Here is a 21,596-nt window from a genome sequence, read left to right on the forward strand (position 1 = left end):
AAGTTGATTCAGCCTTTTTTCAGGATTCAGAAACTGGTCGTCATATATACACCACATGGGGTATTATGCGTCATCAATCCAGAAATTTAAGCACGCAATCCAAAAATTCCGGCTGGTTATCCACGAGATTTGCCTCTCAATCCAAAAGTTTTTGTCTTTTATCCACGAGTTTACGTTCCTCGACAAATTAAGCAATAGTTACTATCCTCACATACCCCTGCTACATGCGAAGCACATGGCTCGACATTACTTTTATGAGAGGGAAGGTTTTAATCTTTGATATAGTTTTCGATTTACATAAAAGAAGTAACTCGTGGCGCCTCCCACTTTAACGAGCTTTGCCGCCATCTTTTTGATTCCAGGGCTCTCAGATACCTTTCGATCTGCAAGATAGATTCCTAAGAGACCTCTTTGGATCAAACGGTGAAACCTTGAGTTAGGCAGGTTTGCACAGCTTTTCTCTGCTTTTTCGGCAAAATAAACCATACGCTCTAGCATATGCTGATCATTCTTATAATACGTACAAAAATTCAGATCGCCCTCTAACTTGTCCTCATTCTGATCAATAAAATAATCCAAAAGAATATGAAGACCTTGTAGCCATGGAAAGTAGCCCTTCTTTATCGTTGCAGCAGATTCTTTCGTAAAATTCCCTTGAAAGGCATAGCTTACTAAACAGAAAATGCCAAGCGTTGAACCTGCACAAGCTGAAAATTCGTACCAAGTTATATCTGGTAGAACGGATTGATACTCTCCAAACCAACTGATTAGTCGTGGTTCTCTCTCTTGGACGATCACATGTTTATGTACTTGCAGGTCACAATAGATCGAAGCAAGTCCGATGAGTTCACTTGCAATATTCGGATAAGCTTTCATCTCTGATAAAACATTTTGACACGTGTAGACAAGCTCGTTTAAATAACCGCCGTCGTCCTGCTCTTCTCTGTAACGATAATAATTGGTTGGAACAGCGCCAGGAGATAAAGCATGAAACATACTTTCATGAAGGGCTCGGAAATCTTTTTCATTCAGTGAAGTGCTTCTGTCACAAAGGTTATCTAAATAGTCGCTGATCGTTTGGTACGCTACCACAAACTCGATGGCTTTTTTGCGCTGGTTACCTGCTAGCAGTGTAAGGATAGCTCCCCCTTCACAGTGAAACATCTTATCCGAAATGCTGCTAACCGCCTGTTTTCTTAGTTCAGGGTTTGGAATCTTTTCAGCTCTATCATGCCAGGTCTTCAGCAGATGACTAACGGCAGGAAAAATATGTGTGTAAACGGAATACATCAATCCCCAAGGGTGAACCGGAACTTTGTTCATAAAGAGGGCTCCTTTTGTTTATGTCTTCCTTACCTTTTTCCTTAATCGATCTCACTATGCAGAAAAAGAAATTTTTTCACATAATTAAACACTTGATCTCTTTCTGGTTCGTTTAATACTTCATGATACAGTGACGGAAATTCTTTATACCATTTTTCTTCTAGTCCTACGGCGTTAAACCATTGCTGTACTTTCATTTTGTCCACGATTCGGTCATCACCCGCTTGCAAAAGCATTAAAGGTACATTTGGAAAGTCTTTATAATGATCAAAAGCATGTTTAATCGATCCGATCAACTCGCGGTACCACCTGACAGAAACTTTTTTCACGATCAATTTATCCTCTTTATCACGAATACGTATCTCTTCGTTCCTTGTTGCACTTCCTTCAGGTAAATTAGTAGCTAACCGGACACTCGGAGCGAGTTTGTTTAAAAGAACGGAAACCGCTTCTTTCCCTTTTGATGGGTAATGAACTAAACCTAAACAAGGAGAGGATAAGATAACTGCTTTTACACTTAGTCGTTTTACCATCAAGGTTCTTATCACAGCTAATCCACCCATGCTATGTCCTAAAATATATATAGGGAGGCCTAGTGTCTCTGCTTCTAGATACCATTGTTCAATCGTGTGAATATAATCGTCGAATGCATCAATATGCCCTCTTCTTCTTGTCGTCGTACCTTGACCTGGAAGATCACCTGAAACACAATGAAAGCCCGCTTCGTTCAATTGTTTAATCACCCACTCATACCTGCCGTGATGTTCATTTGCTCCATGTACGACAACGATCGTTCCGATGGCGTCTCTTTTTGTTTTCCACGTCCACATTTCTCCACCCTCTTCTCTATTCATAAGACTTGGTGATTTGCTAAACTATAATTAGATAAATCATAATATTAGGAGTGTGTAACTATGATCTACCCATTCGGAGATAAACAACCTAAGATTTCAGAAACTGCCTTTATTGCAGACTATGTTACCATTACGGGCGATGTTCAGATTGGCGAAAATTCTTCTATTTGGTTTAATACATCCATAAGAGGAGATGTTTCCCCGACGATTATCGGAAATTATGTAAACGTTCAAGATAATTCTGTTCTTCATCAAAGCCCGAACCGCCCTCTTCATTTAAAAGACGGTGTTACCGTTGGTCATAGCGTCATATTACATAGTTGTATCATTGAAGAGAACGCATTGATCGGCATGGGTTCACTCATACTTGATGGAGCTCACATCGGAGAAGGAGCTTTTATAGGTGCAGGAAGTCTTGTTCCTCCCGGAAAAAAGATACCACCTAATACCTTAGCTTTTGGTCGGCCAGCTAAGGTGATCAGAGAGTTAACAGAAGAAGATATTACGGACATGAATCGAATTCGTCGTGAGTATTACGAGAAAGGGCAGTATTATAAATCCTTGCAGCCTAAACGTTAAACTCGATTAGGTTACCATCAGGATCACTCACAAAAACCTGGTGCCACTCTGTTTTGTTTGTTGGTTTATTTACATAAGGAATGTTATGAAAATCTAATGTTTTTAATAGCTTGTCCATATCTGTAACTCTTATCGCAAAATGACCGTCTCTGCTATCGATCTCAGTCGTATTTCTCCTAGCCTTACCTTTAGGATGAACGATCAAATGAAGCTGCGTGTCACCAATATCATACCAAACGCCTGGAAAATCAAATTGCGGGCGTTTTTTGTTTTTTCCAAATCCTAAAATTTCTTCATAAAAATCAATCGATCGTTCAATATCTGTGACAAGTAACGATACATGATGAATACCTGAATACATATTTGTTCCACCTCTTTATCTTTCATAATGTTTTGCGTTCCATTTTAGCACAATTGAACGCAATACGTGGTTTCTGAGATTGACAACGTTCATTATTCAGAGATTAGGATATTTATAATAAATTCATACTGTCTTCATGTTCCCCTTACAATAGCGTTTTATTATTATAGTATCGGACAAAAAAGTAAGGGGGATATTCATGACAAAAGTAATCGATTGGCTTTATGAAAAAGAGTGTACATTTTTCCGACTTATTAATGGAAGATTGCACAGAAATTCAATGGATCATTTCTTTCACTTGTGGACACATCTTGGTGGTGCAACAGCTACCATCTCAACAAGTATTCTGCTTCTGTTATTTCTCCCTATGCATTTGAAGTCTTGGGGGATCGTTTGTTTGCTGTCATTATTGATCAGCCACATTCCTGTTGCGATTTCTAAGAAGATGTATCCAAGAAAGAGACCTTATTTAAGTCTTCCAGATACAAACATCGGTGATAACCCGTTAAAAGATCATTCGTTTCCATCCGGTCATACAACAGCTATTTTTTCAATTGTTACACCATTAATTCTACTAAATCCTTTTATCGGAATATTTTTATTGGTTGCTGCTCTTTTAGTTGCCATTTCCCGTATGTATTTAGGTCTTCACTATCCTTCTGATGTGCTTGCAGGAATGATTTTAGGCATCAGTTCCAGCTTCTTTTCATTGTTTTTAGTAAATAGCTTTATCTTACCTTACTTCCTATAAAAAGGAGATGAAGAAATGAAGCTTGCTCTGTTTTCGGATACGTTTCACCCGCAAGTTAATGGTGTTGCTCGTACATTAAAAAGACTTACAAATTATTTAGAGACAAATGAAGTTGAATATAAAGTAATCATGCCCTCGTTTGAAGTGAGCCCCAAAACAGCACAAGATCAATATTATGCAATGAAAAGCCTGCCACTCTTTTTATACCCCGAGTGCAGGCTTGCCATTCCCCAATTGCGAGCATTGAACGGCGAACTGCACAAATTCAAGCCAGACCTCCTTCACGTAGCTACACCTTTTAACATCGGACTATTTGGAATGAGATATGGAAAGAAAGAAAAGATTCCCATGGTCGCCTCTTATCACACACATTTTGACCGCTATCTTGTACACTACCACCGTGATCTATTACTTCCCTTACTTTGGCGTTATTTACAATGGTTTCATAGACCTTTTGAAAAAATCTTTGTTCCGAGTGAAGAAACGAAAAATGTTTTGTACTCGAAAAGTTTTATAAATGTTGAAATATGGTCAAGAGGAGTTGACTGTAACATGTTCACCCCTCAAAATCGTGATTACTCTGTCAGAGAAAAATATAACATCTCTAAAAAGTATATCTTTTTGTATGTCGGCAGACTCGCACCGGAGAAAGGTCTAGATGTATTACAAGAAATCATAAACAAGTTACCCTCTTCTTTAAAAGAGTGTGTCCATTGGTTAATTGTCGGTGATGGTCCTGATCGAAACGTGGTTGATCAGTGGGAGAAAAAGCATTCAAATGTAACCTGTACAGGTTATCTATCCGGAGAAGAGCTTGCACGTGTTTATGCTTCTTCCGATCTTTTCGTCTTCCCCTCTTCTACAGAAACGTTTGGCAATGTTGTTCTTGAAGCGGCTCATCTGGATTGCCTGCCATGGTTGCGGATTCAGGCGGAGTAACTGAAATTGTCCAAGATGGTGTTACGGGGTGCATCTGTAAAGCTAGAGAACCTGACTCATTCATTCAAAATATTATTTCTATTATGGAAGATCCAACGCTCTTGCGTTCTATGAAAATAAAAGCAAGAAATTATGCGATGACTAAATCTTGGTCATTTATTTTTGGGAATCTTTTGATGCAGTATGAGGAAGTTATTTTTACGAAGAAGAATAAAAATAAAACAATCATTGCGTAGCAGGCGCAAGATGAATATTAAGATATCCCTATATTTTAATTTTTATATCCCCCTGATAAACATTAGCGGTTCAAATGTTTATCAGGGGGACACCAAGAATTTTACACGAGGTAATCACAATTATATCCGTCAATAAGGTACATTTTTTTCAGTAAAACTTCTGATTAATTCCTTATTTAAAAATTTTTTCGATTTTCAACAGATCCTCCTTAACTGACGGATCACTACAAAAAAAGCAGACTTCCATTAGGAAGTCTGCTTTAACATATCATTAAATATTCGCTTGTTTCTTAAGCTCTGCAGCTTTATCTGTGTTTTCCCAAGGAAGATTGATGTCAGTACGTCCGAAGTGGCCGTATGCAGCAGTTTGCTTGTAGATCGGACGGCGAAGATCAAGCATCTTAATGATTCCAGCCGGACGAAGATCGAAGTTGTTGCGAACTAGTTCTACAAGAACTTCTTCAGAAACTTTTCCTGTTTCAAAAGTGTTTACAGCGATTGAAACGGGTTGAGCTACACCGATTGCATAAGCAAGCTGAACTTCTACTTTGTCAGCTAGACCTGATGCTACGATGTTCTTAGCTACATAACGAGCAGCATAAGCAGCTGAACGGTCAACTTTAGTTGCGTCCTTACCTGAGAATGCACCGCCACCGTGACGAGCATATCCACCGTAAGTATCAACGATGATCTTACGGCCAGTAAGACCAGCATCACCTTGTGGTCCACCGATTACGAAACGGCCAGTTGGGTTGATGAAGTATTTTGTGTTCTCGTCGATCAACTCAGCAGGAACAACAGGTGTGATTACTTTTTCTTTGATGTCTCTTTGAATTTCTTCAAGTGTGTTCTCAGGGTGATGCTGAGTAGAAATGACGATTGTGTCGATACGTACTGGCTTATCGTTCTCATCATACTCAACAGTTACTTGAGTTTTTCCATCTGGACGTAAGTATGGAATCTCTTCAGTCTTACGAACTTCTGTAAGACGACGAGATAATTTATGAGCTAGCGAGATTGGAAGAGGCATAAGCTCTTCTGTTTCGTTACACGCAAATCCGAACATTAGACCTTGGTCACCTGCACCGATTGCTTCGATTTCAGCATCTGTCATAGAACCTTCTCTTGCTTCAAGAGCTTGGTCAACACCCATCGCGATATCAGCAGATTGCTCATCGATAGAAGTTAATACTGCACACGTTTCAGAATCGAAACCATATTTTGCACGATCATAACCGATTTCTTTAATTGTCTCACGTACAACTTTTGGGATATCTACATAAGTAGAAGTTGTGATTTCACCTGCAACAAGTACAAGACCTGTAGTTACAGATGTTTCACATGCTACACGAGCATTTGCATCATTAGCTAAAATTTCATCTAGAATCGCATCTGAGATCTGATCACAGATCTTATCTGGATGGCCTTCTGTAACGGATTCTGATGTAAATAAACGACGACTAACTTTTTTGGACAAGTTAATATCCTCCCTTTAACTGCTTTCAGTATGATACGGTACTTTATTCTTATCTATTTTACACAGTTTATGTTCTTAACCTGAAAAAGGCATAAAAAAAGCCCTTCCCTGTTTCACATACATTCACGAGGGAAAAGGTTTTAAAACCATAATGCCTTCAACCTCTTATTGTCCAAGGTTATTTTCACCTTGCAGGTTAGCACCTTTTCATTTCCAGTGGCGTTATTGTTACCACTTTCATGTCGGTTGCTGGGTTTCATAGGGCCTGTCCCTCCACCTACTCAGAATAAGAGTAGCCGTTCTCGAAATATGATAGCGTAATGAGCACTCTCTGTCAATAGAAAACCCTATGAATAGCAATTAGTTTAGAGTATTATATTCTATAGAATGAAAGCGTTTTAAATAAGATGGATAATTCACATGATTTTAATCTTTTTTTAGGAAGCAAGAACTTTTTTGATGCACTTTCATAAAATAGTATACATTATTTAATTCAATGTGTTATACTAATTTTCGAATATATCACTCTAGGATAAAGGATGGTACTGTCTCATATGAATACTTTGGAATTTACGACAACCTTAAACGATCTTGTGACCCGTGAAACAACTCACCAGAACTTACCTGTTCCGGTTTTAGTAGAAAAATCTCTTCAGCGTAACGAGGGCATCCTTACATCCACAGGAGCACTTCAAGCTACAACGGGGAAATATACAGGCCGTTCCCCTGAGGATAAATTTATCGTTGAAGATGCTTCCATTAAAGATTCAATCGATTGGGGAAAGGTAAATAAGCCATTTTCACCAGAAAACTTTGATAAATTATACAAAAAAGTCCTCCAATACTTAGGGAATAAAGAAGAATTATTCGTATTTAAAGGGTTTGCTGGTGCAGACCGCGAGTATCGCCTTCCTATCCAAGTAATCAATGAGTATGCATGGCATAACCTTTTTGCTCATCAAATGTTTGTGCGCCCGAACCACGATGAGCTAGATACTCATGAATCTCAATTCACAGTTGTTTCAGCGCCAGGATTTCAAGCTAACCCGGCTGAAGATGGAACAAACTCCGAGACATTTATTATCGTTTCTTTCGAGAAGAAAATTGTTTTGATCGGTGGTACTGAGTACGCAGGTGAAATTAAAAAATCTGTATTCTCTGTCATGAACTACATTCTACCTGAAAAAGGCATTCTATCTATGCACTGTTCTGCAAACGTTGGGAATGAAGGAGATGTGGCTTTATTTTTCGGACTATCCGGAACTGGAAAAACTACTTTATCTGCTGACCCGAATCGTCGTTTGATCGGAGATGATGAGCATGGTTGGGCTAACACTGGTGTCTTCAATATCGAAGGTGGATGTTATGCTAAAACAATCGACCTCTCTAAAGAAAAAGAACCACAAATTTGGAACGCGATTCGTTTTGGAAGTGTTTTAGAGAATGTGATGATCGACCCAGTTACGAGAGAAGCTGATTATAAAGATTCTTCACTAACAGAAAACACACGCGCAGCGTATCCTGTTGATGCTATTCCAAATATTATTCAACCAAGTGTCGCAGGACACCCGAACACAATCATCTTCTTAACAGCTGACGCATTCGGTGTACTGCCTCCAATCAGCAAACTTACTAAAGAACAAGCAATGTATCACTTCTTATCAGGATACACAAGCAAACTAGCAGGAACAGAAAGAGGCGTAACATCACCACAAGCTACGTTCTCAACATGTTTCGGCGCACCATTCCTGCCACTCCCTGCTACCGTTTATGCTGAGATGCTTGGCAAGAAAATCGATCAGCACAACGTTCAAGTATATCTTGTTAACACAGGTTGGTCAGGTGGAGAATACGGCATTGGAAGTCGTATGAATCTAGGTCATACACGTGCTATGGTGCAGGCTGCTTTAGAAGGTGAACTTGCTTCTGTCGAAACAGTCGTAGATCCTATATTTGGACTTCATATTCCTACACATTGCCCTGGTGTACCAGATCAAGTTCTTCAACCGAAGAAAACGTGGAAAGATCAAGATGCTTATGATGTTAAAGCCAAAGAGCTAGCAAGCCAATTTAATGCCAACTTCGAAAAATTCAAATCAGTTTCACTTGAGATCTCTCAAGCTGGACCGCTCGTTTAATACACTGTATAAGAACCTTCCATTCTAGCAATGGAAGGTTTTTTGATTTTGTACATTATCTTGGCGTTAAAGCCAATAAACAAAAAAAGGAGCTAAAGTCACATTTCAGCTCCTTTTCCATGTCCTTTCATCCATGCACATAAAGCATATGTAATCTTTCGGTTCTCTTTTGGCGGAAAATAATGTGTGTACTCGGGATAGATCCATGTTTCACATGGCTTTTTGAGTTCTTTTAGCTTTTTTTCAATCTTAAGTGTATGTTCTACACTTACATTTTTATCTTTCATGCCGTGAATGCAAAGTAAGGGTGTATCTAATTTCTCACAATAGTTAAGAGGCGAGCGCCACTCAAATTCTTCTGGATATTTCTCTGGTGTTCCTCCAATAACTCTCTTCATCATCCTGCGCAGATCTTCTCTCTCTTCATACGTGATGGCCATATCAGTCACACCGCCCCATGTTACAACAGAACGAATCTCAGGATATTTCATTGCTGTAAATAACGCCATAGGACCTCCTCGAGAAAATCCGAACACATGAATGTCCTCTGGATCTACTTTTGGAAACTGCTTTAATATCTCATAAGCCGCAAAAGCATCTGTTCGATCCTCCCCAGCAAAATCTTCGTTACCTTCTCCCCCTTGATTTCCTCGATAATAGGGAGCCATCACAACAAAGCCTTGTGAAGCAAACTGTATGATCCTAGCAATTCTAACCATTCCAACAGACTTGATTCCGCCTCTTAGATAAAGGAAACCCGGAAAAGGTCCTTTTCCTTCTGGTAAAGCTGCTAAGCCTTTTATTTTTAACCCATCATTTAGATAAGTGACGACATACAAGCGAATGGTAGGATGTGGAGAAGGAAATCGCTGCCACTCAATCATTTTTGCTTTTTTCATTCCTACACTCCTTTATTTTTGTGGGCAAACACACATTTGCACCAATCACATACATTATTACATAAAAGTCATGACTTCATCCCTATGTGCAGGAGGATACCATATGAAATATTTCAAAAGAAAACTAACGATTTTTTTTACCTGTTTACTAGCTTTCTCCATGCTGCTGGCAGGGTGCAATACCTCAAGCCCTAAAAAAGAAAAAGTCAGAATTGCGGAAGTGACACGCTCTATTTTTTATGCTCCACAATATGTTGCCATAGAAAAAGGCTTTTTTAAAGAAGAAGGTTTGGACGTTGAGCTGACTACCACCTGGGGCGGCGACAAAACGATGACGGCTCTTCTATCAGATGGAGCAGACGTAGCACTCGTTGGTTCTGAAACAACGATCTATGTACATGCACAAGAATCTACAGATCCTGTTATTAACTTTGCACAGCTTACTCAGACAGACGGTACATTTTTAGTTGCAAGGAAAAAGCCTGAATTCTTTTCGTGGGATCAGCTTAAAGGCAGTACTTTCCTAGGACAGCGTAAAGGCGGTATGCCACAGATGGCAGGTGAGTTTGGTATAAAGAAACACGGAATCGACCCTAAGAAAGATCTAACTATGATTCAAAATATTGATTTTGCCAACATTGCAAATGCCTTTGCATCTGGAACTGGAGATTATGTTCAACTATTTGAGCCTCAAGCAAGTCTTTTTGAGCAAGAAGGAATCGGGCATATCGTTGCTTCGTTCGGCGCCGAGTCTGGAAAAATTCCTTATACAACATTCATGGCAAAACAAAGCTATTTAAAAGAAAATAAAGAAACATTGGAGAAATTCACAAAAGGTTTATATAAAGCGCAGTTATGGGTCGAGAACCATTCGGCAAAAGAGATCGCAAAAGTAATCGCACCTTATTTTGAAGATACCCCGGTGGAACTAATTGAAACCGTAGTAGATCGATACAAGAGTCAGCACAGTTTTGCTCTGAATCCGGTTTTAGATGAAGAAGAGTGGAACAACTTACAAACTATTATGGATGAAGCGGGAGAACTTCCGAAGAAAGTGGATTATAAGATTCTTGTTGATACTTCATTAGCAAAAAAGGCTATCAAATAAAGGGTAACATCCGCCTCTGTATACAGAAATGACCAAAGTGAGCTTCTTGTAGCATTTTTCACACGAGAAGCTTCACAGCTGGTTTGTTGGAATTTCAAATACAAAATCAGGAGGGATCGTCGTGGCTTTATTACAACTAAAATCTGTCGGGCAAACTTACTTTTCAAAAACGTCTGCCACAACGGCCTTAGAAGATATTTCGCTTTCTGTACAAGAAGGAGAGTTTATATCCTTATTAGGACCAAGCGGGTGTGGTAAATCTACACTTCTATCTATGATCGCTGGTCTACTCACTCCAACGGTCGGATCAGTAACGGTGAATAATCAACAGGTTACTTCTCCGCATCCAAAGATCGGTTACATGCTTCAGCAAGATTATCTTTTTCCATGGAAAACGATTCAAGATAACATAACGCTTGGTTTGAAACTGAGAAATCAGCATTCATTGGAGAACGTTCAAGCGGCAATAAAACTTCTCAAAGAGATCGGATTAGATCATACGTTAACAAAATATCCTTCAGAGCTTTCTGGAGGAATGAGACAGAGAGTGGCGCTTGTTCGAACACTCGCCACACAGCCTAAGATTCTCTTACTCGATGAACCTTTCTCAGCACTAGACTACCAAACGAAGTTAAAGCTTGAAGATCTCGTATCCTCTACCTTAAGAGAACATAGAAAAACGGCCATCTTAGTTACACATGATATTGGTGAGGCTATCGCGATGAGCGATAACGTTATCTTATTATCAACAAATCCTGGACGAATTTTCAGGACATTTAAAATGCCAGAAACATTAAGGGCTCTCCCTCCATTTGAAGCTCGTCAGCATCCAGACTTTTCTGCAACCTTTCAGCAAATATGGGAGGAGTTGGAGCACATTGAACAAAACGATAAAGAGTAAGATACACCAAGAGTATCTGGAATCGTTAAAAAAAGAGAATCGAAATATCCGCCTTGTTCAACTTTTTATTTTTATCAGCTTTTTCTTGATATGGGAAATTTCATCTCTCTGGGGATGGATCAACCCTTTACTGTTTAGTTCACCAACGAAGATTGGATCTCTTTTTATTGAAAAAATTGGTGATGGATCACTTTATATTCACGTTATTTTCACTCTAGGTGAGACTGTACTAGGATTCATATTAGGTACATTGTTAGGGACGTTACTTGCAGCCCTTCTATGGTGGTCACCATTTCTATCTAAAGTTCTTGATCCATATCTTGTTGTTCTAAACGCCATGCCCAAAGTAGCGTTAGGACCCATATTGATCGTTGCGATTGGACCGAACTTTGGTTCGATTATTGCGATGGGGATCTTAATCTCGATCATCATTACGACCCTCGTCGTTTATACGGCTTTTCAAAATGTGGATGCCAACTATATTAAAGTGGTTCGATCTTTTGGAGGAAATAAAAAACAGGGCTTTAAGGAGGTTATCCTTCCAGCCTGTTTTCCAAATATCATATCTTCTTTAAAAGTAAATGTGGGGTTGTCATGGGTAGGTGTCATCGTAGGAGAGTTCCTAGTATCCAAACAAGGTCTAGGGTATATGATTATCTACGGATTCCAAGTATTTAACTTCACACTCGTGCTAATGAGCCTCTTGATCATTGCCGTTATGGCAACCGTCATGTATCAAGGCGTCGAATGGCTTGAACGAAAACTTATTAAACATCGCGTATGATCTGTAATACTAGGCCAGGGAATGCTGAAGGGCGTATTTCATACTCTCTTTTAGCACCTGGTCTTTCATCATAAAACTGAACGCCTTATCCATAGATATATCTTCAGGTAACTCACTCATCAAGACCGGCCCATTCGTTTCAAAGTAACGATGCTTTAAAAGAATCTTATCCACAGTGGCCACATAAATATTCTTAATGATCTTTCCGCCTTTTCCATCGACAAAGTACTGACCAATATATTTAAGATCTGATACTCTTCCACCTGTTTCTTCAAAAACTTCCCGAACGGCCGCTTCGTCTGCGGTTTCTCCTGGTTCCACCTTTCCACCCGGAAATTCAATTCCACGTCTCGGATGCTCAGTCAGCAACCATTGATCTTTAAATTTACACAAACACCACACGTGTTTAGGCGTATCCGAAAAGGGGTGGTCTGAAAACGACAATTGTACAGTGTTGTTATAAAAATCTTTAAACGTAATTATATCCATCACACTACTCCATCTCGACTGTTTCCTTTATTGTAAAGTTCACAACATTTAAAGTCCATTTGTTTTGTTTGCTACTCTCTAAACTTGCACTGCTAAGAGCTAGAAACTTACCTCTTCCTATTATGTAACAATCCGAGTCTATTCAATCTAATCGTAAAAAAACATGGGTTGTGACACCCATGTTTAATCTACAGATGCAAATGTAATGATCCATTTCCCATTAAGATACTCATAACCTAAAGTAATTTCATATGATCCATAAAGATCAGACTCGTTTTTTTGGTGAACTCTATATGAATGATCTGAAAGCTGTTTAATAATGACAGGTTCACTATCTTCCAGCCATGGTGGAAGCTCAGTTGGAATGATGTATAGGGAACTTTCTCGTTCCTCAAACAAACCATCCGTATAATAAGCAGCTAGATCTTTAGACACAAAATTCGTTAAGTAAGTCATATATTCTTCTTTATTAGAATAATTTAAAACCCTATAGTTTTCATCGGTATCTTGCTTTAGTGCTTCAATAAAGAGATTCGCCTGTTTCTTCGCAATATCCTCCGTAAATACAGGTACAGTTTGTTTTTCTTTCGTTTCTTCAGCCGTTACTGGCTGAGTGATAATTTTGTCTGAGGCACCGGATTTTTCTTGAACGTTTACAGGAATGTTAGGGACAATGATGAATGATAGCATAACAGCCAAACATAGTGCTAGAAAAGCTTTCATGACATTTCACCGCCTGACATTGTTTTCTTACTATAATCTATTCACTGATTTCAAAATTCTAAACCCTTTTAAAATAATCGTTGAAAGTGCTACCATAAATGACTACACCAATCTCATTAACTTGCTCTTTTATACTTTTTACTTTTCTTACCGATCTCATACAATCCTGTTGCGGCTAAGCCTGCTATTCCTCCAGACCACAACCGTAATTCTACATTCATCTCTGTAACAGGAGCAGCTAACAATCCGATAATCAATCCCATAAAAAAACTAATAATGGGTATATATTTTTTCGGAATCGGGAAAGTACGTTTTAAGAGCTCCATCATAGCTGTCACCAAAGGAGCTAATAGTGATGAAAACATGAGAACTTGCTCCAACAGGACCACCCCCCTTTTCATAAGCACGACCTTCCTTTAGTAACTTAAAGATTCAAGCTTCATAACTTATTTCCTGCCAAAATAAAAAATTACTTTTTGTCCTAAGCGTCATATAACAGTTTGCATAAAATAAAGTGCCATGATTTTTTTCGGTTATTTTATTGAAATGAGTCAATACTATTGGTAATGAAAGGCAAGACAGGAGTGAGTTTTATGGTAAAAGGCGACGATCTTTTTTTAATACGCTTAGAAGCAAACGAAATTTCCTGGTGGGAGTATGCTAGAAATGTTTCACCAGTTTCCAGACCAAAACAATATCTAACGTATTGGTCATTCTTAAAAAATCGAGGTAAGTTACCAAGAAGGTTAGTAAAAGAAGCGGAATGGCGTATGGAAGCTAGAAGAAAAGGGTTATTAGATACATGATACTTAACGTAAAAAGCAAAAGACCCTGTGAAAGGGCCTTTTGCTTTATTTTTTTAATTATGTAACTTTCTTAAAAGTCCGTTCAACCTTCTCACTTTTGATTCATAACCTGGCTTGAGCTCGTATTCTAAATCCTTTAGCTCAGAATCAACAACCTCATAAGCATACCCTTGACTCAACAGTGCTTCAATTAACAATTCTTTATCTTCATCTGTAAGGTTTACTTTCACTTTCGTACCCAATTGTTAATCCCCCTCTCGTATATGCATCCATTATAACGTGGGGGTTCTGTCCTTATCCTTACTAAAAATTTGGAAATTTTGAAATTCAACTTTTAACTTGTAATAAACACCCAGGCGATCGCACCTATAATGATTAGAATATTAGTAAAAACATCTATGATTCTGTTATCTTTTTTAAGCTTGTTTCCAGTAAAAAATAACAAGAGAGCAATAAAAAAAATGGTTGCAAAATAGAATCCAATCGCTGACCAAGAAAAAAATAATAAGTGCTGATTCAATAATATCCCCCCTAAATGAATTCATAAACCGAAGGATAATTTCGTAAGGTAGCTGGCTGGCATATTGTAAAATGAAACCCCTATAGCTTTGCGTCCTCATTTTTCAATGAGTTTGCCTTTATCAAACGATTTATGGCAGTTTGTCTTAACGATTACATAAAAATAATCACACGAGACATTCTTCCTATTTTTTAGGTATATTATATCAGAAAATAGTTAAGAGGACTTATTATTTTTTTACTATTTAAAAGATTTAACTTATATGATTTTCTTGATCAATAAATTGAGCATTCTTCCACTCTAACTCTAGTTCGCTTAAGGTAAAATCAGTTAGATATCTATGATCTTCATACCCATATAAACCTCTATGAATAAGGTGTTGAATAAGTCGTTGTTTACGTCCTTCCACCGCTCTTCGCAGTTGTCCTTTATGGGAATCCATATAAAATCTTCTCCTTTTGTGAACGTTATTGTTATCTATTCTAACCACATAAAAGAAGATTCAAGCTTATATGCAAACAAAAAAGTTCCCTTATAAGAAAAGGAACTTTCAACGAGATTCGTTCTAGTGTAAGACAGACTTACTCCATTGTTCATAAACCGAATTAGGGGCATTCCAGCATAGCCAGGAAACCATGGTTTTAATTCCATGTTGACTTACTTCCCAGTACTCCCAGCGTCGTTTGGAGAGATTTTCATAAATTCCTGTTTCATTTACCCAACCGTCCATATCAAACGCCTCCTATTCATCTGCTTTATAAAAAATTCTTTTTTCCTCTGTCATTTCCTCTTTTTTAGGGTTTGTAAAACTTCGACAAAAGGAAACATAATTTTACATGAGCCTGTTGTTATTGTACTAATAAACAATAGATGTCATACATAACGAGGGAGATGAAAATGAAATTGTGGGAATTACCAACTCTAGATCTAGCAAAAGAACTTCTAGGTATGAAGTTGATACATATTGATGATGACGCAATAATTTCTGGATATATTGTGGAAACAGAAGCCTATCTAGGACCTGAAGATCGAGCTGCTCATTCCTTTAACAACCGAAGAACAGCTAGAACAGAAGTGATGTACGGTGAAGCAGGTACGATTTACACTTATTTTATTTATGGAATGCATGTTTGCTTTAATATCGTTTCCGGCCCTGTTAATAAACCTGAAGCTATACTCATTAGAGCTATTCAACCTAATGAGGGAATAGAAAGAATGAGGGAAAGACGAGCAAGAGTAAAGAATGAGATTATGCTTACAAATGGACCAGGTAAACTGAGTAAAGCAATGGGATTCACATTAAGTGATAATGGTAAGAAGATCAATGAGGGAAATATACGAGTAGAAGAAGGAATGATAGTAGTACAGAATGAAATTATCTCAGGTCCTCGTATCGGAATACAATATGCCGAAGAAGCCGTTCATTATCCTTATCGGTTCTGGATAAAAAACAACCCTTACGTATCACGTTAATACGCAGGGTTGTTTTCTTTGTTCGTTGAAACCGTAACATCTTCTTCCTGCATGTAATCAACCGTGGTTGTTCGGTTGGTATCTTGCATCCATGCTAGGTGATGATACGTTTGTTTTTTCATAGAAACGTATTTAGCTTGCATAATCAACAGCCAGGAAAGAATGAAAAGTGCTGTTTTTAATACATTTTCCGCAGTAAGTGCAGCTACCTCAATCGGTAGTACATTCACTGAAATACTAGAAATCAATCCTATTACAACAGCGCCTAAGATGAACAATGGCTGGTTGGTACGTAAAAATCTCAGTCGATGCTGCAAGTAGTTCTGTAGTGACAAACGTTCTTGAGTATTGAACTGAAGGTATCTACTCTTAGCCGATTTGGCATTGGCCAATAATCCTTTAGATCGATCTTTCTTCCAAAGTGATTTCATAAATAAGGTGAATTCAATATCACTAGCGGGTTCGTTAATCATTTTTCTGTGAATAAAATTATGAGCTTGATAGAAGGTAAGTGCGTTCTGTACAAGCCTAAGTAATACGTATCCTGCGATGATCGTAAGTGAAAAGACAAACCAAAAAGAGTTCATCGCGCTCTCTGTTAACTCGATGATAGGATGAATAACGGTTTGAATCTGTACCCATATGATCTTTGCAGCAAGTGTTAATATCTCTAGCCATTTTTCCAAGAAGATCACTCCGAAATCTCATTATGTATCTTCTTATTTTACCATGATTTTTCACCAGTGCTTACATTTATTTACTCAACATTAAAAAACTAGGGAAATCGGCATATAAAAAAGCCGCAGAGGTTTAACCCCTGCGGCCGTTTATTGTGTTTATTTACGCACTAACTTCTTGATCACGAGTTCCAAGATGTTTGTCTTCACCTTTATCAACGATTACTGCACATGCAGCATCACCTGTAATGTTAACAGCTGTTCTTAGCATATCAAGAAGTCTATCAACACCTAGGATTAAAGCAATACCCTCAACAGGTAATCCTACAGAGTTCAATACCATCGCTAACATGATCAGTCCAACTCCAGGAACACCAGCTGTACCGATACTAGCAAGCACTGCAGTTAAAATAACAGTAAGCATCTCTGTAATACCTAAATTAACATCGTATACTTGCGCAATAAAAATCGTTGCAACACCTTGCATGATGGCTGTTCCATCCATGTTAATTGTTGCACCAAGCGGTTGAACAAAACCACTGATTGATTTTCGAACACCCAGATTTTCTTGAGCTGTTTTCATTGAGATTGGGAGTGTTGCATTCGAACTTGACGTACTGAATGCTACTGACATTGCTGGTGCAAAGCCTTTAAAGAACCAAATCGGGCTCTTCTTTGCTAAGAGAGCAATTGAACCTCCATAGGCTACAACAGAGTGAATGAAAAGAGCTAAAATAACTACACTCATATATAAGCCCATTGCTTTAATGGCATCCATTCCTTGGCTTCCGACAGCAGAAGCAATTAATGCAAATGCGCCATATGGAGCAAACTTCATAACCACGTTTACAAGGTACATCATAATATCGTTACCTTGTTCAATTAGATCCATAATCCCTTTTGTTTTACTACCCAGCATCGTTAGAGCGAATCCTACAAAAACTGAAAATGCGATAATTTGAAGCATATCACCTTCAGCCATAGCTTGAATAGGATTAGTAGGAATGATATTGAGTAATGTATCTGTTACTGCTGGTGCTTCTTGTTGCTCAAACTTTGCACCTTCTGTTTCAAAGTCCCCAACACCTGGTTTAAAGATGAGTGCTAAAGCCATAGCAATAATAATTGCGATTGTAGTTGTTGCTAAAAAGTAACCGACTGTTTTGGCACCTACTCTTCCAAGTTTCTTCGGATCACCTAATCCTGCTGTTCCAAGTACGATTGAAAAGAATACAATCGGAACGACTAACATTTTAATCAGATTTAAAAATAACGTTCCGACTGGCTTGAATACGTATTTATCAAGCACAGAAAATGCATCTGGAAAGGCTAAATTTAGAATAAGACCTGCAACTACCCCAAGTGCCAGAGCGACCAAGATTTTTGTAGATAATTTCATCAAAAAATACCCCCTTTATTAAATTTTCAAAATATTTAACTCGTGACTGAAGAGAAATATTACTAATATATGCCCTATTTGTTGCATATAAAAACCCACCGAAAATAGAGAGGATTTTCCGTGGGAATACACAGCTACACATAGACTTATCCCATGTGTAGAGTTCTCTCTCCAAAAACGCTTACGAGGTTAGCTGTCGGATTAGGAAATTGAGAGTTGTCCCTTTTGCTTACGCGCAAATTCATCCCAAGGCTTAGAAGCCATAATGTGGTTCCCCCGCTCCTGAATATTCAATCGAATAGAACATCAGGATTCAGCGAATCATATATCATATACTGTAATGTTATCAACATACATAAAATGATGTCAAGGAAACTTGCTATACTTATTTCTTCCAATTAATTGTTTCATGATGAATGTTTTTCCAGATTCTCACTTCTACCCCATAAGCATGTGAGAAAAAACGAATGATGTATAAGGTTCTATTTTTCAGGGAGGTATTGTAAATGAAAATTGTATTTTATGAAAAAGGTGAATTAAGTATTATCGTTGGAGCATCCAAGTTAAAAGGTGAACTTACGATTGAACAAATAAAGAACGAAAGCGAAAAAAAAGCAAAAGAACTGGGTGAATTGTTAGGACGAGAAATCGGATTCTTAATCGACATGAACGGAAAACTAGATACTCAATTCAAAAAATAAAAACCGGGATATCCCGGTTTTTTGTTTAAACGTATGCTAGCGATAACTTTTCTTTATTCCTTTTCAAAACCATTTCAGGACGTCCTTCATCTTGAATCTTCCCATCGTTTACTAGTATGATTCGGTCTCCTATAGCACGAGCATCCTCTTCATCATGAGTAACAAAGATAGAAGTGATTCCAGTACGTTTAAGAATTTCCTGTAGTTCATCCCTAATCTGTAATTGAAGCTTAGAATCGAGATTGCTAAAAGGCTCATCGAACATGATCAAAGATGGGTTTGGAGCCATAGCTCTTGCTAGTGCAACACGCTGCTGCTGCCCACCACTCAATTCATAAGGATAACGAGAAGCATAATCTTCCATACCCACAATAGCTAATAATTCTTCCATTCGCGATTGCTTCTGTTTACGATTCATTTTCGTTAGGCCAAATTTGATATTCTTTTCAACAGTCATATGAGGGAACAAAGCATAATCTTGAAAAACCAAACCAACACCACGTTTTTCTGGCTGAACAAAACGGAATGTATCGTTCATAACTGCCTGATCGATTAGGATCGACCCTTTTGATGGCACTTCTAGTCCTGCTATCAGACGAAGTAACGTACTTTTCCCACTTCCGCTTTCCCCTAAGATTACCGAAACTTCTCCCTGCTTAAAGCTTAGAGATAGATTTTCGAACAAAGGTTCACGCGAATTCTTGTAATGAAATGTTAGGTCTTTGATTTGAACAAACATTATTTTGGCTCCTTTTCTAATACTCTGTGTAAAAAGAAAATCGAAAGTGCACTTATACAAATAATCACCATTGATGAAACAGAGGCTTCGTGAATACGTTCGTCACTTGCATATTGAAATGTTTTTGTAGCCAACGTGTAAAAATTAAAAGGCTGTAGGATAAGAGTAAGAGGCAGCTCTTTTAAAATATCTACAAAAACAAGAATGAACCCCCCAGCAATCGCTCCTTTGATCATCTTGATATCTACTTTAAAAAATGTCTTCGTTACTGACATCCCTAACGTTCTTGAAGCTTCTGTGAAAACTGTTCCTACTTTATCAAAACCTGACTCAATCGAGTTAAAACCGACCGCAAGAAAGCGAACAACATAGGCAAAGATCAGCATACTAATACTGAGGCTCAGTACAAGAGTAGGCTCTAATCCAAGCCATTCGTATAACGTAATTACCTTTTCGTCCAGTGATAGAAATAAAGTCAGTACGCCGATTGCGATTACAGCTCCAGGAATCGAATAGCCTAAAACCGTTATTTTGGAAAATACCTTCCCTCCCCAACCTTTTGACAGACGACTAAAGTTAGCGATGATTAAGGCCACGATAATGATTAGAACTGAACCTATACCCGCAACAAAAACTGAGTTCCAAATCAAGTCTGCAAATGTAGCACTTAAAATGACGTCATATGTCATATACACCCAATGTAAAAGCTGTATAAAAGGAATTCCGAAAGCTAGAGCAAATAAAGAAATAAAAAAGCTTAGTACAGCGTATTTTTTCCAACCTTTAAGTTCTTTTGGTTCTAAGGGCCGTACTTTTGAAGTGGAATAGCTATACTGCTTCCTACCCCTTATTACTTTTTCAAGGATTAAGATCAAAATTACAATCAACATTAAAGTACCCGCTAACTTGATAGCTGAATAGATATCTCCCATTCCGAACCAAGCTTGAAATATGGCAGTACTAAACGTTTGGATACCAAAATATTTAACTACACCGTAATCATTAAAGACTTCAAGAATAACTAGACTAACGCCACCAACGATCGCTGCACGAGACACAGGCAGCACGACTTGTATAAATGTCATGAACGAACCTTTTCCTAACAAACGCGCATTCTCGATCAGTGATGATGACTGATTTTCTAAGAAGCTTCTTGTAATGATATAAACATAGGGATAAAGAAACATCGTAAAAATGAAAACAGCACCTGGTATGTTCATGATGTCAAAAAACTTTTGGTCTACTTTTATACCAAACTGGTTTCTTAATGTCGTCTGAATGACTCCTGTATAGTTTAGAATGCCATGGTACGTATAAGCTCCAATATAAGGTGGTATTGCAAGAGGAAGTATGAGACCCCATTTAAAGAATCGGTGCATGGGAACTTTATATGCAGAAACTAGCCATGCTGCACTCACCCCGATCAACACTGTGAAAAGGCCAGTGAAACTAACTAGCGTCACAGAATTCACGATATAATTTTTCAACATAAATTCTTTTATATGTTCCCAATTCTCATTACTCTCAGCGAATAACTGAACCATGATGAGCAAAGCTGGTAAAAGGATTAGAATAGAAAAAATCACACTAAGCAAAGCCCAACTATTAAACTGTGATCTCATTTTTCGAATTAGATACAAAATTTTCACCTTCTTTACTCATCAGCATTGATCTCGTTGTTTGTTTTACATGGAATTAGCCGTATCACAAATCGTGATA

The 21,596-nt window shown here is 38.1% G+C and carries 25 protein-coding genes, 1 pseudogene and 3 riboswitches; of the genes and pseudogenes, 10 read left to right on the top strand and 16 right to left on the bottom strand.

From position 1 onward, the window contains the following. Positions 1-252: 252 nt before the first annotated feature. Positions 253-1,323 carry a tetraprenyl-beta-curcumene synthase family protein gene (locus I5J82_RS12265; protein WP_198768073.1) on the bottom strand — a complete coding sequence of 357 codons (1,071 nt, stop codon included), beginning with the start codon at positions 1,321-1,323 and terminating at the stop codon, positions 253-255. 41 nt (positions 1,324-1,364) lie between these two features. Next, complete coding sequence (locus I5J82_RS12270) at positions 1,365-2,153, bottom strand: alpha/beta hydrolase (protein ID WP_198768074.1); 789 nt, start codon at positions 2,151-2,153, stop codon at positions 1,365-1,367. A gap of 84 nt (positions 2,154-2,237) precedes the next feature. On the opposite strand from I5J82_RS12270, the gene I5J82_RS12275 reads away from it, so the two are divergent. Continuing rightward, positions 2,238-2,756: a gamma carbonic anhydrase gene (locus I5J82_RS12275; protein WP_198768075.1), complete on the top strand. Its 519-nt coding sequence runs from the start codon at positions 2,238-2,240 to the stop codon at positions 2,754-2,756. Here I5J82_RS12275 and I5J82_RS12280 read toward each other — a convergent pair. Next, on the bottom strand, positions 2,746-3,117 hold the full coding sequence (locus I5J82_RS12280; protein WP_198768076.1) for a VOC family protein: 372 nt from the start codon (positions 3,115-3,117) through the stop codon (positions 2,746-2,748). The genes I5J82_RS12275 and I5J82_RS12280 overlap by 11 nt on opposite strands. A gap of 199 nt (positions 3,118-3,316) precedes the next feature. Here I5J82_RS12280 and I5J82_RS12285 point away from each other — a divergent pair, with 199 nt between their 5' ends. Together I5J82_RS12285 and I5J82_RS12290 are read left to right on the top strand one after the other, a co-directional pair. Next, positions 3,317-3,868, top strand: coding sequence for a phosphatase PAP2 family protein (locus tag I5J82_RS12285; RefSeq protein ID WP_198768077.1), 552 nt, complete (start codon positions 3,317-3,319; stop codon positions 3,866-3,868). Between the two features lie 15 nt (positions 3,869-3,883). Next, positions 3,884-5,043 (top strand): annotated as a pseudogene (locus tag I5J82_RS12290) (glycosyltransferase family 4 protein). 271 nt (positions 5,044-5,314) lie between these two features. Here the strand turns inward: I5J82_RS12290 and metK are convergent. Further along, positions 5,315-6,520 (bottom strand): methionine adenosyltransferase, encoded by a 1,206-nt coding sequence (gene metK, locus I5J82_RS12295; RefSeq protein ID WP_198768078.1) that lies wholly within the window; start codon positions 6,518-6,520, stop codon positions 5,315-5,317. A gap of 162 nt (positions 6,521-6,682) precedes the next feature. Then, a riboswitch (SAM riboswitch) is annotated at positions 6,683-6,813 on the bottom strand. Between the two features lie 261 nt (positions 6,814-7,074). Here metK and pckA point away from each other — a divergent pair. Further along, a complete protein-coding gene (pckA, locus tag I5J82_RS12300) occupies positions 7,075-8,658 on the top strand; it encodes a phosphoenolpyruvate carboxykinase (ATP) (RefSeq protein ID WP_198768079.1) in 1,584 nt (527 codons plus the stop codon). A 98-nt stretch (positions 8,659-8,756) separates the two neighbouring features. Here pckA and I5J82_RS12305 read toward each other — a convergent pair whose 3' ends face one another. Next, positions 8,757-9,557, bottom strand: coding sequence for an alpha/beta hydrolase family protein (locus I5J82_RS12305; RefSeq protein WP_198768080.1), 801 nt, complete (start codon positions 9,555-9,557; stop codon positions 8,757-8,759). Positions 9,558-9,717: 160 nt separating this feature from the next. On the opposite strand from I5J82_RS12305, the gene I5J82_RS12310 reads away from it, so the two are divergent. The 3 genes from I5J82_RS12310 to I5J82_RS12320 all read left to right on the top strand — a co-directional run bounded on the left by I5J82_RS12310 (position 9,718) and on the right by I5J82_RS12320 (position 12,350). Continuing rightward, positions 9,718-10,665 carry an ABC transporter substrate-binding protein gene (locus I5J82_RS12310; RefSeq protein ID WP_233096633.1) on the top strand — a complete coding sequence of 316 codons (948 nt, stop codon included), beginning with the start codon at positions 9,718-9,720 and terminating at the stop codon, positions 10,663-10,665. Positions 10,666-10,786: 121 nt separating this feature from the next. After that, on the top strand, positions 10,787-11,566 hold the full coding sequence (locus I5J82_RS12315; protein WP_198768082.1) for an ABC transporter ATP-binding protein: 780 nt from the start codon (positions 10,787-10,789) through the stop codon (positions 11,564-11,566). Then, a complete protein-coding gene (locus I5J82_RS12320; protein WP_198768083.1) occupies positions 11,544-12,350 on the top strand; it encodes an ABC transporter permease in 807 nt (268 codons plus the stop codon). Before I5J82_RS12315 ends, I5J82_RS12320 begins: the two co-directional genes overlap by 23 nt. A gap of 9 nt (positions 12,351-12,359) precedes the next feature. On the opposite strand, the gene ytkD is transcribed toward I5J82_RS12320, so the two are convergent. The 3 genes from ytkD to I5J82_RS12335 all read right to left on the bottom strand — a co-directional run bounded on the left by ytkD (position 12,360) and on the right by I5J82_RS12335 (position 13,942). Further along, positions 12,360-12,839 (bottom strand): RNA deprotection pyrophosphohydrolase, encoded by a 480-nt coding sequence (gene ytkD, locus I5J82_RS12325; protein ID WP_233096473.1) that lies wholly within the window; start codon positions 12,837-12,839, stop codon positions 12,360-12,362. A gap of 183 nt (positions 12,840-13,022) precedes the next feature. Further along, positions 13,023-13,562: a hypothetical protein gene (locus I5J82_RS12330; protein WP_198768084.1), complete on the bottom strand. Its 540-nt coding sequence runs from the start codon at positions 13,560-13,562 to the stop codon at positions 13,023-13,025. Positions 13,563-13,678: 116 nt separating this feature from the next. Then, complete coding sequence (locus I5J82_RS12335) at positions 13,679-13,942, bottom strand: holin (RefSeq protein WP_198768085.1); 264 nt, start codon at positions 13,940-13,942, stop codon at positions 13,679-13,681. 213 nt (positions 13,943-14,155) lie between these two features. Here I5J82_RS12335 and I5J82_RS12340 point away from each other — a divergent pair, with 213 nt between their 5' ends. Further along, positions 14,156-14,368: a hypothetical protein gene (locus I5J82_RS12340; protein WP_137788569.1), complete on the top strand. Its 213-nt coding sequence runs from the start codon at positions 14,156-14,158 to the stop codon at positions 14,366-14,368. 53 nt (positions 14,369-14,421) lie between these two features. Here I5J82_RS12340 and abbA read toward each other — a convergent pair whose 3' ends face one another. The 4 genes from abbA to I5J82_RS12360 form a co-directional block, all read right to left on the bottom strand. Beyond that, a complete protein-coding gene (gene abbA / locus I5J82_RS12345) occupies positions 14,422-14,610 on the bottom strand; it encodes an antirepressor AbbA (RefSeq protein ID WP_198768086.1) in 189 nt (62 codons plus the stop codon). A 92-nt stretch (positions 14,611-14,702) separates the two neighbouring features. Continuing rightward, positions 14,703-14,888 carry a hypothetical protein gene (locus I5J82_RS12350; RefSeq protein WP_198768087.1) on the bottom strand — a complete coding sequence of 62 codons (186 nt, stop codon included), beginning with the start codon at positions 14,886-14,888 and terminating at the stop codon, positions 14,703-14,705. Between the two features lie 44 nt (positions 14,889-14,932). Further along, positions 14,933-15,015: riboswitch (cyclic di-GMP riboswitch) on the bottom strand. A 126-nt stretch (positions 15,016-15,141) separates the two neighbouring features. Continuing rightward, positions 15,142-15,330 (bottom strand): Fur-regulated basic protein FbpA, encoded by a 189-nt coding sequence (fbpA, locus tag I5J82_RS12355; protein WP_198768088.1) that lies wholly within the window; start codon positions 15,328-15,330, stop codon positions 15,142-15,144. 123 nt (positions 15,331-15,453) lie between these two features. Beyond that, positions 15,454-15,618: a hypothetical protein gene (locus tag I5J82_RS12360; protein ID WP_153237601.1), complete on the bottom strand. Its 165-nt coding sequence runs from the start codon at positions 15,616-15,618 to the stop codon at positions 15,454-15,456. Between the two features lie 161 nt (positions 15,619-15,779). On the opposite strand from I5J82_RS12360, the gene I5J82_RS12365 reads away from it, so the two are divergent. Continuing rightward, a complete protein-coding gene (locus I5J82_RS12365) occupies positions 15,780-16,361 on the top strand; it encodes a DNA-3-methyladenine glycosylase (protein ID WP_198768089.1) in 582 nt (193 codons plus the stop codon). On the opposite strand, the gene I5J82_RS12370 is transcribed toward I5J82_RS12365, so the two are convergent. Next, positions 16,358-17,047 carry a hypothetical protein gene (locus I5J82_RS12370; protein WP_198768090.1) on the bottom strand — a complete coding sequence of 230 codons (690 nt, stop codon included), beginning with the start codon at positions 17,045-17,047 and terminating at the stop codon, positions 16,358-16,360. The two genes, I5J82_RS12365 and I5J82_RS12370, sit on opposite strands and share 4 nt — an antisense overlap. 154 nt (positions 17,048-17,201) lie before the next feature. After that, complete coding sequence (locus I5J82_RS12375) at positions 17,202-18,437, bottom strand: dicarboxylate/amino acid:cation symporter (RefSeq protein WP_198768091.1); 1,236 nt, start codon at positions 18,435-18,437, stop codon at positions 17,202-17,204. Positions 18,438-18,600: 163 nt separating this feature from the next. Beyond that, positions 18,601-18,766, bottom strand: a riboswitch (cyclic di-AMP (ydaO/yuaA leader). Between the two features lie 177 nt (positions 18,767-18,943). On the opposite strand from I5J82_RS12375, the gene I5J82_RS12380 reads away from it, so the two are divergent. After that, positions 18,944-19,138, top strand: coding sequence for a hypothetical protein (locus tag I5J82_RS12380; protein ID WP_144698448.1), 195 nt, complete (start codon positions 18,944-18,946; stop codon positions 19,136-19,138). A gap of 25 nt (positions 19,139-19,163) precedes the next feature. Here I5J82_RS12380 and I5J82_RS12385 read toward each other — a convergent pair whose 3' ends face one another. Beyond that, positions 19,164-19,877, bottom strand: coding sequence for an ABC transporter ATP-binding protein (locus I5J82_RS12385; protein WP_198768092.1), 714 nt, complete (start codon positions 19,875-19,877; stop codon positions 19,164-19,166). Continuing rightward, positions 19,877-21,499 carry an ABC transporter permease gene (locus I5J82_RS12390; protein WP_198769007.1) on the bottom strand — a complete coding sequence of 541 codons (1,623 nt, stop codon included), beginning with the start codon at positions 21,497-21,499 and terminating at the stop codon, positions 19,877-19,879. Before I5J82_RS12390 ends, I5J82_RS12385 begins: the two co-directional genes overlap by 1 nt. Positions 21,500-21,596 lie beyond the last annotated feature (97 nt).

This window comes from Fictibacillus halophilus (genome assembly GCF_016401385.1).
In the GTDB taxonomy this organism is placed as follows: Bacteria; Bacillota; Bacilli; order Bacillales; family Fictibacillaceae; genus Fictibacillus; species Fictibacillus halophilus.

Bases quoted from the DNA above. Each gene is read 5' to 3' on its own strand.
- I5J82_RS12265 (WP_198768073.1), bottom strand. From the start codon at position 1,323: ATGAACAAAGTTCCGGTTCACCCTTGGGGATTGATGTATTCCGTTTAC.
- I5J82_RS12270 (WP_198768074.1), bottom strand. From the start codon at position 2,153: ATGTGGACGTGGAAAACAAAAAGAGACGCCATCGGAACGATCGTTGTC.
- I5J82_RS12275 (WP_198768075.1), top strand. From the start codon at position 2,238: ATGATCTACCCATTCGGAGATAAACAACCTAAGATTTCAGAAACTGCC.
- I5J82_RS12280 (WP_198768076.1), bottom strand. From the start codon at position 3,117: ATGTATTCAGGTATTCATCATGTATCGTTACTTGTCACAGATATTGAA.
- I5J82_RS12285 (WP_198768077.1), top strand. From the start codon at position 3,317: ATGACAAAAGTAATCGATTGGCTTTATGAAAAAGAGTGTACATTTTTC.
- pckA (WP_198768079.1), top strand. From the start codon at position 7,075: ATGAATACTTTGGAATTTACGACAACCTTAAACGATCTTGTGACCCGT.
- I5J82_RS12305 (WP_198768080.1), bottom strand. From the start codon at position 9,557: ATGAAAAAAGCAAAAATGATTGAGTGGCAGCGATTTCCTTCTCCACAT.
- I5J82_RS12310 (WP_233096633.1), top strand. From the start codon at position 9,718: ATGCTGCTGGCAGGGTGCAATACCTCAAGCCCTAAAAAAGAAAAAGTC.
- ytkD (WP_233096473.1), bottom strand. From the start codon at position 12,839: ATGGATATAATTACGTTTAAAGATTTTTATAACAACACTGTACAATTG.
- I5J82_RS12330 (WP_198768084.1), bottom strand. From the start codon at position 13,562: ATGAAAGCTTTTCTAGCACTATGTTTGGCTGTTATGCTATCATTCATC.
- I5J82_RS12340 (WP_137788569.1), top strand. From the start codon at position 14,156: ATGGTAAAAGGCGACGATCTTTTTTTAATACGCTTAGAAGCAAACGAA.
- fbpA (WP_198768088.1), bottom strand. From the start codon at position 15,330: ATGGATTCCCATAAAGGACAACTGCGAAGAGCGGTGGAAGGACGTAAA.
- I5J82_RS12360 (WP_153237601.1), bottom strand. From the start codon at position 15,618: ATGGACGGTTGGGTAAATGAAACAGGAATTTATGAAAATCTCTCCAAA.
- I5J82_RS12365 (WP_198768089.1), top strand. From the start codon at position 15,780: ATGAAAATGAAATTGTGGGAATTACCAACTCTAGATCTAGCAAAAGAA.
- I5J82_RS12375 (WP_198768091.1), bottom strand. From the start codon at position 18,437: ATGAAATTATCTACAAAAATCTTGGTCGCTCTGGCACTTGGGGTAGTT.
- I5J82_RS12380 (WP_144698448.1), top strand. From the start codon at position 18,944: ATGAAAATTGTATTTTATGAAAAAGGTGAATTAAGTATTATCGTTGGA.
- I5J82_RS12385 (WP_198768092.1), bottom strand. From the start codon at position 19,877: ATGTTTGTTCAAATCAAAGACCTAACATTTCATTACAAGAATTCGCGT.
- I5J82_RS12390 (WP_198769007.1), bottom strand. From the start codon at position 21,499: ATGAGATCACAGTTTAATAGTTGGGCTTTGCTTAGTGTGATTTTTTCT.